General features: G+C 52.2%; 10 protein-coding genes. 6 read left to right on the top strand and 4 right to left on the bottom strand.

Going from position 1 to position 12,136, the window contains the following annotated elements:
* Nucleotides 1-111: 111 nt before the first annotated feature.
* The 3 genes from HVX64_RS11545 to HVX64_RS11535 all read right to left on the bottom strand — a co-directional run bounded on the left by HVX64_RS11545 (nucleotide 112) and on the right by HVX64_RS11535 (nucleotide 3,318).
* The gene (locus tag HVX64_RS11545) at nucleotides 112-1,449 is read right to left on the bottom strand and encodes an MFS transporter (RefSeq protein WP_043000741.1); all 1,338 of its coding nucleotides are present in this window, start codon (nucleotides 1,447-1,449) and stop codon (nucleotides 112-114) included.
* Nucleotides 1,450-1,507: 58 nt separating this feature from the next.
* Complete coding sequence (rspA, locus tag HVX64_RS11540; RefSeq protein WP_043000742.1) at nucleotides 1,508-2,722, bottom strand: starvation-sensing protein RspA; 1,215 nt, start codon at nucleotides 2,720-2,722, stop codon at nucleotides 1,508-1,510.
* Nucleotides 2,723-2,991: 269 nt separating this feature from the next.
* On the bottom strand, nucleotides 2,992-3,318 hold the full coding sequence (locus tag HVX64_RS11535) for a YnfA family protein (protein WP_043000743.1): 327 nt from the start codon (nucleotides 3,316-3,318) through the stop codon (nucleotides 2,992-2,994).
* A gap of 152 nt (nucleotides 3,319-3,470) precedes the next feature.
* Here HVX64_RS11535 and HVX64_RS11530 point away from each other — a divergent pair, with 152 nt between their 5' ends.
* Nucleotides 3,471-3,812 (top strand): DUF1283 family protein, encoded by a 342-nt coding sequence (locus HVX64_RS11530; RefSeq protein ID WP_043000744.1) that lies wholly within the window; start codon nucleotides 3,471-3,473, stop codon nucleotides 3,810-3,812.
* Nucleotides 3,813-3,845: 33 nt separating this feature from the next.
* On the top strand, nucleotides 3,846-4,406 hold the full coding sequence (gene speG / locus HVX64_RS11525; protein WP_043000745.1) for a spermidine N1-acetyltransferase: 561 nt from the start codon (nucleotides 3,846-3,848) through the stop codon (nucleotides 4,404-4,406).
* A 16-nt stretch (nucleotides 4,407-4,422) separates the two neighbouring features.
* On the opposite strand, the gene HVX64_RS11520 is transcribed toward speG, so the two are convergent.
* Nucleotides 4,423-5,121, bottom strand: coding sequence for a YnfC family lipoprotein (locus HVX64_RS11520; protein ID WP_224788365.1), 699 nt, complete (start codon nucleotides 5,119-5,121; stop codon nucleotides 4,423-4,425).
* A 612-nt stretch (nucleotides 5,122-5,733) separates the two neighbouring features.
* Between HVX64_RS11520 and HVX64_RS11515 the strand changes: the two genes are divergently transcribed.
* The 4 genes from HVX64_RS11515 to dmsB all read left to right on the top strand — a co-directional run bounded on the left by HVX64_RS11515 (nucleotide 5,734) and on the right by dmsB (nucleotide 12,136).
* Nucleotides 5,734-8,322, top strand: coding sequence for an autotransporter outer membrane beta-barrel domain-containing protein (locus tag HVX64_RS11515; RefSeq protein WP_181825413.1), 2,589 nt, complete (start codon nucleotides 5,734-5,736; stop codon nucleotides 8,320-8,322).
* A 170-nt stretch (nucleotides 8,323-8,492) separates the two neighbouring features.
* Nucleotides 8,493-8,801: a DUF1161 domain-containing protein gene (locus HVX64_RS11510; protein WP_080343316.1), complete on the top strand. Its 309-nt coding sequence runs from the start codon at nucleotides 8,493-8,495 to the stop codon at nucleotides 8,799-8,801.
* Between the two features lie 271 nt (nucleotides 8,802-9,072).
* Nucleotides 9,073-11,508 carry a selenate/tellurate reductase subunit YnfF gene (gene ynfF / locus HVX64_RS11505; RefSeq protein WP_044254594.1) on the top strand — a complete coding sequence of 812 codons (2,436 nt, stop codon included), beginning with the start codon at nucleotides 9,073-9,075 and terminating at the stop codon, nucleotides 11,506-11,508.
* Between the two features lie 10 nt (nucleotides 11,509-11,518).
* Nucleotides 11,519-12,136, top strand: coding sequence for a dimethylsulfoxide reductase iron-sulfur subunit DmsB (dmsB, locus tag HVX64_RS11500; RefSeq protein ID WP_043000749.1), 618 nt, complete (start codon nucleotides 11,519-11,521; stop codon nucleotides 12,134-12,136).

Here is a 12,136-nt window from a genome sequence, read left to right as displayed (position 1 = left end):
TTTGAAAGTTATGTGACAGGATGCAATTCCTGATGCTGAGCCTGACGCCCAGGGCAGGCTCCCTGGGCTGAGTACTGGCTGCATCCCTGCAGCCATTAGGGGACAATCCTCTTAATCGTGCTTGCGCCACTCCTGGTATTCACGCTTGAGTCGCTGTGGCGCCGTTTCAGGCATCATGAGCAAGCCGATAACAGAAATGATGCCGAGAACAATCACATAGCTTGCTAACCCGTAGTAATGCCCACCGGTCATCTGCAAAATCTTCACTGCCACCAGCCCCAGTACCCCGCTGCCAATCAGTGAACCCAATTGCCAGATTAAAGCGATGCCGCTGCAGCGAATATGCGTCGGGAACAGCTCCGGGAAGAACGATGCCTGCGGTGCGTAGCACATGCTATGGCCAAAGCTAATGACGATAATCATCACCAGCTGCGTCAGCCAGAAATTGTCCTGATTAATGGCCAGGAAGAACGGAATAATCATTATGACCTGAATCAGCGCGCCCATGATATACACCGGCTTACGACCAATTTTGTCACAGAGCGCCCCCATCATGGGTATGGCAAGCACTTCGATCACCACCGCGATGATCATGGTTTCCATTAAGATATTGGCATCCAGATTATTGGCTTTGCCGTACGCCAGGACGATTACCGTGAACATGGCAAACGTACAGGCTTCAATCAGTTTTGCGCAGACGCCTTTTACCACGATGCCAGGAAAATCGCGGATGACTTCAATGAGTGGACGGGACTCTTCTGCTTTCGTCTCACGAATCTGCGCAAAGACAGGAGACTCATCGATTCTCAGGCGAATAAACAGGCCAACGATCACCAGCAGCAGACTAAGCAGGAACGGAATACGCCAGCCGTAATCCATCATTGCTTCAGGAGATAAGGTGGCATTGAGCAGTGCAAACAGTGCCATCGGTAACAAAAAGCCGACCGGCGCACCAATTTGTACCCAACTGGCAAAGAATCCGCGCCGTTTAGGTTCGGCATATTCTGCCGTCATCAAGACCGCCCCGGCCTGTTCACCCCCGACACCAAACCCCTGGAGTACGCGAATGAAGATCAACAGAACGGGTGCCCAGACACCGATTTTTTCGTACGTTGGCAATAAGCCAATGCAGAATGTCCCGAGCCCGACAATCAGTATCGTGATAACCAGCGCTTTTTTACGCCCCACTTTATCGCCGATATGTCCAAAGACAATGCCGCCCAAAGGTCTTGCCAGGAAGCCCACCGCATAAGTGGCAAATGCGGCCAGCGTACTGATTAACGGATCGTCACTGGGGAAAAACAGGTGACCAAAGAACAGCACTGCCGCAGTGCCATAGGCAAAAAAGTCATAGTATTCAGCAGCTGTACCAATCGCTGAAGCAGAAGCGACGCGACGAACTACGGGTTTGCTATCAACATCATTTTTAATATCAACGGAACTAACCATAAATAATTACCTTCGTTGGTTCAGAGGTGAACAACATCCGTGTCGTATAAATGTTAACTTACCAGTTCCACAAGGTGCCATCTTCAAGCCGGGCAACCGGCAGATAGGCGGGGTCATAGGGATATTTCGCCGCCAGTTTTTCATCGAACTCGATACCCAGTCCCGGCTTCTCGCCCGGATGCATATAGCCGTTGTCAAAGGTCCAGTTGTGCGGGAAGACTTCCAGCATCTGTTCGGAATAGCCCATGTATTCCTGCACGCCAAAGTTCGGTACCCACAGGTCAAAATGCAGCGCAGCGGCCATACAAACCGGAGAAAGATCGGACGGGCCGTGTGAACCGGTACGCACCTGGTAGAGCGAAGCGAAGTCGGCGATGCGACGCATGCCGGTGATCCCGCCCGCATGGGTGATCGTGGTGCGGATATAATCGATGAGCTGTTCTTCAATAAGCTGCTTGCAGTCCCAGATGCTGTTGAAGACTTCACCGACGGCAATCGGGGTCACCGTGTGCTGACGGATCAATCGGAAGCACTCCTGGTTCTCGGCAGGCGTCGGATCTTCCATCCAGAAAAGGCGATAATCTTCAATGCTTTTACCAAAGCGCGCCGCTTCTATGGGTGTCAGGCGGTGGTGCATGTCGTGAAGGAGATGCTCGTTAAAGCCGAACGTATTGCGCACCGCCTCGAACAGTTTCGGCGTGAAATCAAGATACTTTTCCGTCGACCACAGTTGCTCTTCCGGCCACTGTCCTTTCGTGGCGGGTTCATAGGCCTGCCCTTTTCCCTTTGCCATGCCGTAGGTGGTTTTCATACCTGGCACGCCGCACTGAACGCGAATGGCTTTGAAGCCCATCTCTTTATGGCGTGCATAGTCTTCCAGCACATCATCCACGGTGTGACCGGTGGTGTGACAATAAACCATCACCCCTTCGCGTGATGCGCCGCCAAGCAGTTGATACAGCGGCATGTTGGCGGCTTTCGCTTTGATATCCCACAGCGCCATGTCGACGGCGGAGATAGCAGACATGGTCACCGGGCCACGACGCCAGTACGCGCCTTTATAAAAGAACTGCCAGATATCTTCGATGCGGTGCGCATCCCGACCGATCAACTGTGGGCAAAGATGATCTTTCAGGTAAGACGCGACGGATAACTCACGTCCATTCAGCGTGGCGTCTCCAAGACCGGTGATACCGTCCTCGGTCGTAATCTTCAGTGTGACAAAGTTACGTCCCGGACAGGTGACAAAAACCTCAGCCCCTACAATCTTCATTTTTTCTTCCTGGTTCTGTGTGGTGATGGTGAGAATCTACGCAATACACATACTACCATACAAGTATGAGCGGTTTATTTTTCAATCTTGATCACAAAAAATCACGGGCTATAAAAAGGAGGCTTTTCAGGGAAAACGTCTGGCGGATGCCTGAACAGAGAAACAGCAGACACCTTAATCCATTGAATTTAAATAAGAATAAAGAGGGATTTACGAGAAATGACACATGTCATACGCCAAGAGCATGACACATCTTGCGCAGGTAACGCTTAGCCGCGCCCCCATCCCGCTACTATAATCAGCATTCCGCACAGTGCGATGAGCGCCCCGCTCCAGTCATACAGGCTGAGTTTGACGCCATCGACCACGCGCAGCCAGATCAGTGCGGTACAGACATAAACGCCACCGTATGCGGCATACACCCGACCGCTGGCGGCAGGATGCAGCGTCAGCAGCCAGACGAACAGTGCCAGCGCAACGCCTGCGGGTAACAACAACCAGACGGTGGCTCCCCGCTTCAGCCAGAGCCAGGGCAGAAAGCAGCCGATAATTTCGCAAAGCGCAGTGGCAAAAAAAAGCAGCGTGGTTTTAAGCATCTGAATCGTTCATTGACCTGAGGTTCAGGCATGATACGCCATAATCCCCCGATCTTATCCATAACCTTGCGGCGGGTATGCCCTGCGCAAGGAATGGTGTAGAATTTGCCTGCAAATGATGCTTTTTGCGTCGCTCATAAAAGGAACTTGCCATGAACATTACGCTTCGCAAACGCCTGTGCCTGACGGCAATGCTGCTGCTGGGTGCTGTCGTCTACACCGCGACCGCGCAGGCTGAGACCAGCCGACTGGTGATTGAATCAGGCGATAGCGCCCTGAGCCGTCAACAGGCGGCCATGCAAAAAGAACAGTGGGATGACACGCGCAGTCTGCGTCAGAAAGTGAACAAACGCGCGGAAAAAGAGTGGGATAAAGCGGATGCCGCCTTTGATAACCGCGACAACTGCGAACAGAGCGCCAACCTGAATGCGTACTGGGAACCAAACACCCTGCGCTGTCTGGATCGTCGCACCGGTCGCGTGATTGCCCCTTAATATAACGCGTTAAAAAGACATTAAGGATTAGGTATGACAAGCGCCCTCAGTGTTAAGCTGCGCCCGCTGGAGCGTGAAGATTTACGTTTTGTCCATCAACTTGACAACAACGCCAGCGTGATGCGCTACTGGTTTGAAGAGCCTTACGAAGCGTTCGTCGAGTTGTCCGATCTCTACGATAAGCACATTCACGATCAAAGTGAACGCCGTTTCGTCGTGGAATGTGATGGCGAAAAAGCGGGCCTGGTCGAACTGGTTGAAATTAACCATGTCCACCGTCGGGCTGAATTTCAGATCATTATTTCCCCGGAATACCAGGGAAAAGGTCTCGCCTCACGGGCCGCTAAACTGGCGATGGACTACGGATTTACCGTACTCAACCTCTATAAGCTGTACCTCATCGTTGATAAAGAGAACGAGAAGGCGATCCACATCTACCGTAAGCTGGGCTTTATGGTCGAAGGCGAGCTGATTCATGAATTCTTTATCAACGGGGAATACCGCAATACGATCCGGATGTGTATCTTCCAGCATCAGTACCTGGCAGAGCATCGCTCGCCGGGATCGACGATGCTAAAACCTACCGCGCAGTAACCGCTGCGCGGTCCTCTCAATAGTAATCGATGGTATTTTTGATCGTGTAGTTGTGCTCGACCGCGGGTTTGACGCTTTCATCAACGATCACCAGCGTACAGTCGGTGGGATTGGCATGACGGTCATAGTCGCAGGTCTGTTTAACGTTCCCCAAAGGGTGATCGTTAAGCAGACTCACCGCCGTGTAATCCAGCTTCTTGCGCGGATCGGTCGAGGGTTTCGCGCTGACGGATAACGTCTGCTCCTTGCTGATCGTGGTCTTGCCGAGCGGATACCCTTCCGCATCATAGCGGTACTGGACTTTCATCTCTTTTCCCGTTGCCGCAACGACAAAACCATTATCATCGGTATCCCAGACGACGCCCGCTGACGGCAGTTCCGCCAACTGACATTTCCCCTGCAAACGCACCTTTTTCTCCAGCGTCTCGGCATCGCGATAATAGTTCGCGTCCAGCACCAGCGCTACAGCGGTATTGTTTTCGAGATCGTGTAACTCAAGCGAGTCAAAACAACCTTCTTCAGACAACGTACCGTTGACGCGCTTCGTCACTTCTCCCTTCTCATTAAGCAACGTCTGGCTGAAATCTTTTACCGGCCCGCGTAAGGGATCAAAGTCAAATTCATTAGAAAAGCTGGCCATTTCCGGCGTAAAGGAGAGCGGCGTTGCGCTGTTGTCACATCCCACCAGCGCAACACCAAGCGACAAAAGAAATATCTGTTTTTTCACAGGTTCCCCAAGAGAAAAAGATGATCTTCAGTCATAGTAGCAAAGACTGTCGTTTACTGTATACCTGCGCGAAAGTGGCATAAACAAGGGTAAATCGTGAGCAGAATTCACGGTTTCCTCTCACGTTAATTGATCAAGATCAAACTAATGTGTATCTGTTTTTTACAGTATTCCTAAAAAATACGCCTCGTGGCATTTAAGTAATGATTACCCGTCAAATGACTAGCCGATGAGTCATTCCTTTGACAATGAAAATGACTCATCCTGCCTATCCATTATCTCATTGTATAAGGATAATTATTTGTACAATTCCTATTATTTTAAATAGCCTTAATAAGATATATTACTTGCAAAAAAAACATATAAGATCTTATATAAGAAAATAAACATTATATTAAATAGATAAAACCTATTAAAGATTCCAATAATTCAAAGATAAAACCATTTCGTTATTTTCAATGATGCAAATAAAATATGCCTTAGATAAACAATATTTATTTACACATATTATATCGCGTTCAACATAAAAGCATTAAGAGATTGTTTTAAAGACGAAATGTTATTTTCAACACCAGGCACTCTCTTATGGAAGAGACAATTATGAAAATTAAATACTTGCACCACCCAAAATCAATGCTCGCAATCGCTGTGGCACTGGCTGTACAAACTGCCGCCGCAGCGAATGTGGATAATATCAATCTGTTAGCTGTTACCCCTCCGACCGGAGGCAACAGTATTGTCCTTGTTAATAATAATGACACACTCACCCTTTCTAACACAGAAAATACTGAGAGTTACTGGAATAACTTCAGTACATTACGTGTTGGAGACGCTAGCGCCGGATCAATGATCATTGACGGGCGGGATATTCTGACAACAACAGGGGCGGAAATTGGCCGTGCGGCAACAGGCTCTGTGACATTAACCAATGGCGCAACCTGGGAACTGAATAATTCGTTAATTCAAATTGGGCTGGAGGGCGGTACCGGCATACTGAATGTACATAACGGTAGCAAAATCACCGGTATTGCTGGATTACGCGTCGGCGAATTTTACGAAACGGGAGAGGGTCTACTTTCCATCGACGGTGCTAATTCATCCGTTGCGACCAACCATATTATCGTTGGAGATCAGAATCACGGTAAATTATTGATTACCAATGGAGGTAAACTCTCAACGACGGAGCACATGAACATTGGCTACGTCGGCAATACGAGTAACACCAGTCGTAATGGCTACGGTGTCGCCCTCGTGGACGGTGAAAACTCACTGCTGGATGTGACGGAAGGTATTTACCTCGGGGGGTTCGCAACAACGCCCAATGACGCCACCGGGATCCTCACCGTCAGCAACGGAGCAACGGTCCGCTCGGATAACTTAATCTGGCTGGCAGTGGGAGAAGGCAGTACCGGCATCCTGAATATTGGCGGCGCAAAGGGCGAAGCACAACAGGCTGCGGGAACACTGGACCTGCCGTGGATCTACCTTGGCAACACCAGCGGTATGAGCACGGCAGAGCTCAACTTTAATCACAACAGCGACGACTTCGTGCTGGCATCACGAATCTACGGTAATGGTGAAGTCAATCATGTTGGGTCCGGTATCACCACGCTGACAGGAGCCAATACCTACAGCGGCAACACGCTTGTCTCCAGAGGTACGCTGCGCGCAGGTGCGGAGAATACGTTTAGCGCCGCGTCAGATTACACCGTCAGCGAAGGCGCCAGTCTGGATCTCAATGGTTATTCGCAAACCCTGAACTCGCTGGATCTGGCAGGTACAGCAACGCTCTCCTCCCCATCACAAGCCAGAGCGGCCTTTACGCCGACCACGTTAACCATCGCGGGCAACTACGCGGGTAACAACGGTCTGCTGGCCTTGCGTACCGTACTGGGTGATGACCTTTCCGCGACTGATAAAATGATTGTCCGTGGTGACACCAGTGGCACTACACGTGTCAGCGTCACCAACGCTGGCGGCGGCGGTTCGCAGACGGTAGAAGGCATCCCCATTGTGGAAGTCGAGGGTGCTTCTAACGGGACCTTCGTCAAAGAAGGTCGTATCGTCGCGGGTGCTTACGATTACAACATCATTAAAAAGAACAACCAGAACTGGCATCTGACCAGCGAGGCGATTCCGACTCCGTTACCGCCAGATGAACCCGCGCCAGCCTCACCGGAAACGCCAGAGCAGCCTATTCCCCAGCCTGGTGAACACCAGTATCGCCCGGAAACCGGCAGCTATCTGGCGAACACCCTTGCCGCCAACACGCTGTTCACCACCCGGCTTCACGATCGTCTGGGTGAAACCCAGTACACTGACGTCTTTACCGGCGAGCAGAAGGTTACCAGCCTGTGGATGCGTCATGTCGGTGGGCATAACCGCTTCAAAGACAGTTCCGGGCAGATCAGCACCCAGAGTAACCGCTACGTGATGCAACTGGGCGGTGATATCGCACAATGGAGCACCGACGGCCTCGATCGCTGGCATCTGGGTCTGATGGCCGGTTACGCCAACAGTAAGAGCCGCAGCCACTCCAGCCTGACCGGCTACACCTCTCGCGGGGAGATCAGCGGCTACAGCGCCGGTCTGTACGGCACCTGGTATGCCAACGACGCCGATAAAACCGGTGCGTATGTCGATGGCTGGCTGCTCTATAACTGGTTTGACAACACCGTGTCCGGACAGGGTCTGGCGTCTGAAAAGTATGACTCGGACGGTATCACCGCCTCTGTCGAAACAGGCTACACCTGGAAACTGGCCGAATTCAGCGAGCGTAACGCGCTGTACATCCAGCCTAAAGCGCAAATCACCTGGATGGACGTGCAGGCTGATACGCACGTTGAGAAAAACGGCACCCGGGTGGTGGATAAAACCGACGGCAACCTGCAAACGCGTCTTGGCGTCAAAGCCTACCTGCAAGGCCATAACGCCATGGATGACGGCAAAGGCCGCACCTTCCAGCCGTTCGTGGAAGTCAACTGGATCCACAACACGCAGAATTACAGCGTGCAGATGGATGACATCAGCAACGACGTGAAAGGCAGCCGCAATATCGGCGAGCTGAAAGCCGGTGTTGAAGGCCAACTGACGAAGAACGTCACCCTGTGGGGTAACGTTGCCCAACAGATTGGCGATAACGGTTATAAAGATACGCAAGGTATGCTGGGGCTGAAATACAGCTTCTAATCCCTTCCCCCATGGCGACATGGAGATTTATCACAAACCCTGACCTTGTCAGGGTTTGTGTGTTTAGGGAGTAAAGCGATCTTTCAGATTCATCAACAAGGTTGGCGGCCATGACAAATGCTTACACTCGCAATGCTATGCTTATTATGAGCATCTCAACAATGGAGCTGATGATGAAATTATCCCGAGGACTACTGACAGGCATTCTGCTGACCGCCTCCCCGCTGGTTTTTGCCGCCCCTGACTCCTGCGAACGCGTCAAGAGTGATATTGAGCAGCGCATCATCAATAACGGCGTGCCGGAGGCCAACTTCACCCTGAGCATCGTACCAAACGATCAGGCCGATCAGCCGGACTCACAGGTCGTCGGACATTGCGCCAACGACACACATAAAATTCTTTACACCCGGACCAGCAGTGGTAATGCCCCTGCCAGCACCACGCCTTCTCAGGAAGGCGCCAACGCCGAACCCCAGTAATTCCGCCTGTTTTTTCCCCTCCGGCAACGGAGGGTTCCCCTCACTTTGATATGCATTAATAACCCCTACTCATTAAGGGGTAAAATTCATTTCTGTTTAGCATGTCTCTGATATCGATATAGAAAATATTATACAGCGATCTGTTTTGAAGGTGCGGCATCAGCACAACGCCCTCCACACCACGTTGATTAAAACAGAAAAAATGCGAATGGCTGTTCCCCGGACAAGGAAGCAACCAGGCCAGTTTTTGACATTAGCAAAGTGAGCAACCATGAAAATCACCACGCCTGAGGCCCTCATGAAGGCCAATATCAGCCGCCGTAGTCTGGTGAAATCATCCGCTATTGGCAGCCTTGCGCTTGCCAGTAGTGCTTTCACCCTTCCTTTCACCCGTATCGCCCGCGCCGCCGACGGCATGACGCCAGCGCCGGTCGAAGAAAAAGCGGTCTGGAGTTCCTGTACCGTCAACTGCGGAAGTCGCTGCCTGCTGCGTCTGCATGTTAAAGATGACACCGTTTACTGGGTTGAATCTGACACTACCGGCAACGATGAGTACGGAAACCACCAGGTTCGCGCCTGTCTGCGCGGTCGCTCAATACGTCGCCGCATGAACCATCCGGACCGTTTGAAATATCCAATGAAACGTGTTGGTAAACGCGGCGAAGGGAAATTTGAGCGTATCTCCTGGGATGAAGCGCTGGATACCATCGGCGACAACCTGAAGCGGATCCTGAAAGAGTATGGCAATGAGGCGGTGCACGTACTGTACGGCACCGGTGTCGACGGCGGCAACATTACCAACTCCAACGTCCCCTACCGTCTGATGAACTCCTGTGGTGGCTATCTTAGCCGTTATGGCAGTTACAGTACCGCGCAAATCAGCGCCGCCATGAGCTACATGTTTGGCAGTAACGATGGCAACAGCCCGGATGACATTGCCAACACGAAACTGGTGGTGATGTTTGGCAACAACCCAGCGGAAACCCGCATGAGTGGCGGCGGCGTCACTTATTATGTTGAACAGGCTCGCGAACGTTCAAATGCGCGAATGATAGTGATCGATCCACGCTATAACGACACCGCCGCCGGACGTGAAGACGAATGGCTGCCCATCCGCCCCGGTACGGATGGCGCACTGGCGGCTGCGATTGCCTGGGTGCTGATTACGGAAGATCTGGTCGATAAACCGTTCCTCGACAAATATTGCGTCGGCTACGATGAAACCACCCTGCCTGCCGACGCGCCGCGTAACGCGCATTACAAGGCCTATATCCTCGGTGAAGGCCCGGATGGCATTGCCAAAACACCGGAGTGGGCTTCTCATATCACCAGTATTCCGGCGGATAAAATCATTCAACTGGCGCGTGAAATTGGTTCGGCGAAGCCGGCCTATATTTGCCAGGGCTGGGGACCTCAGCGTCACTCCAACGGCGAGCAAACCGCGCGGGCGATCGCCATGCTGTCGGTGCTCACCGGTAACGTCGGTATCAACGGCGGCAACTCAGGCGTCCGTGAAGGCACCTGGGATCTCGGTGTGGAATGGTTTTCGATGCTTGATAACCCGGTGAAAACGCAAATCTCCGTCTTCACCTGGACCGACGCTATCGATCACGGCACCGAAATGACCGCCACACGCGACGGCGTGCGTGGTAAAGACAAGCTGGATGTTCCTATCAAATTCATGTGGTGTTACGCCAGTAATACGCTGATTAACCAGCATGGCAATATCGCCCACACTCATGACGTGCTACAGGACGACAGCAAGTGCGAAATGATTGTCGGCATCGAACATTTCATGACGGCATCGGCGAAGTACTGCGACATTCTGCTACCGGATTTAATGCCGACCGAGCAGGAAGACCTGATTTCTCACGAATCCGCCGGCAACATGGGCTATGTGATCCTCGGTCAGCCCGCGACTTCAGCGAAGTTTGAAAGAAAACCGATCTACTGGATGCTCAGTGAAATCGCCCGCCGACTCGGCCCGGACGTCTACCAGACATTCACTGAAGGACGCTCGCAGCATGAATGGGTGAAATACCTGCATGCGAAGACCAAAGAACGCAATCCAGAAATGCCGGATTACGAAGAGATGAAGCAAACCGGTATCTTCAAGAAAAAATGCCCGGAAGAACATTATGTCGCCTTCCGCGCCTTCCGTGAAGACCCCAGTGCTAACCCGCTGAAAACGCCGTCAGGGAAAATTGAAATTTACTCTGCGCGACTGGCCACTATCGCCAATACCTGGGAACTGAAGCAGGATGAGATAATCCACCCTTTGCCCGCCTATGCACCCGGTTTTGACGGCTGGGACGATCCGATCCGCAAAACGTACCCGCTGCAGCTCACCGGATTCCATTACAAGGCGCGCACTCACTCCAGTTACGGCAACATTGATGTCCTGCAACAAGCTTGCCCACAGGAGATCTGGATTAACCCGATCGATGCCAGCGCGCGTGGGATTCAACACGGCGACACCGTCCGGGTGTTTAACAACAATGGGCAGATGCTGATCCCTGCCAAAGTGACCCCACGCATTCTGCCCGGCGTCACGGCCATCGGTCAGGGTGCGTGGCTCAAAGCCGACATGTTTGGTGATCAAATAGACCACGGCGGCTCCATTAACATCCTGACGTCGCACCGCCCTTCGCCGCTGGCCAAAGGCAATCCTTCGCACAGTAATCTTGTTCAGGTTGAAAAGGTCTAAGGAGTAACCGATGACAACTCAGTATGGATTTTTTATTGATTCCAGCCGTTGCACCGGGTGCAAAACCTGCGAACTGGCCTGCAAGGACTACAAGGATTTAACCCCGGATGTCAGCTTCCGCCGCATTTATGAATATGCGGGCGGAGACTGGCAGGAAGACAACGGCGTCTGGCACCAGAACGTGTTTGCCTATTATCTCTCTATTGCCTGTAACCACTGTGAAGATCCGGCCTGTACCAAGGTCTGTCCGAGCGGGGCGATGCACAAACGGGAAGACGGCTTTGTGGTGGTGGATGAAGATGTCTGCATCGGCTGTCGTTATTGCCATATGGCCTGTCCGTACGGCGCGCCGCAGTACAACGCGGCAAAAGGTCACATGACCAAATGCGACGGCTGTCATGACCGGGTGGCGGAAGGCAAGAAACCGATCTGTGTCGAGTCTTGTCCGCTGCGTGCGCTGGATTTCGGTCCTGTCGACGAACTGCGTCAGAAACACGGCGATCTGGCGGCGGTTGCTCCGCTGCCTGGCGCGCACTTTACGAAGCCAAGTATTGTGATCAAACCGAATGCCAACAGCCGTCCGACCGGGGATACCACCGGTTATCTGGCGAATCCGAAGGAGGTGTAA

The sequence above is a fragment of the Citrobacter sp. RHB20-C16 genome, assembly GCF_013890155.1.
Taxonomy (GTDB): Bacteria; Pseudomonadota; Gammaproteobacteria; order Enterobacterales; family Enterobacteriaceae; genus Citrobacter_A; species Citrobacter_A amalonaticus.
This window is presented reverse-complemented; position numbering and strand designations above follow the sequence as displayed.

Coding starts and splice junctions, on each gene's coding strand:
- dmsB (WP_043000749.1), top strand. CDS start 11,519: ATGACAACTCAGTATGGATTTTTTATTGATTCCAGCCGTTGCACCGGG.
- HVX64_RS11510 (WP_080343316.1), top strand. CDS start 8,493: ATGATGAAATTATCCCGAGGACTACTGACAGGCATTCTGCTGACCGCC.
- HVX64_RS11545 (WP_043000741.1), bottom strand. CDS start 1,449: ATGGTTAGTTCCGTTGATATTAAAAATGATGTTGATAGCAAACCCGTA.
- HVX64_RS11515 (WP_181825413.1), top strand. CDS start 5,734: ATGAAAATTAAATACTTGCACCACCCAAAATCAATGCTCGCAATCGCT.
- HVX64_RS11535 (WP_043000743.1), bottom strand. CDS start 3,318: ATGCTTAAAACCACGCTGCTTTTTTTTGCCACTGCGCTTTGCGAAATT.
- speG (WP_043000745.1), top strand. CDS start 3,846: ATGACAAGCGCCCTCAGTGTTAAGCTGCGCCCGCTGGAGCGTGAAGAT.
- rspA (WP_043000742.1), bottom strand. CDS start 2,722: ATGAAGATTGTAGGGGCTGAGGTTTTTGTCACCTGTCCGGGACGTAAC.
- HVX64_RS11530 (WP_043000744.1), top strand. CDS start 3,471: ATGAACATTACGCTTCGCAAACGCCTGTGCCTGACGGCAATGCTGCTG.
- ynfF (WP_044254594.1), top strand. CDS start 9,073: ATGAAAATCACCACGCCTGAGGCCCTCATGAAGGCCAATATCAGCCGC.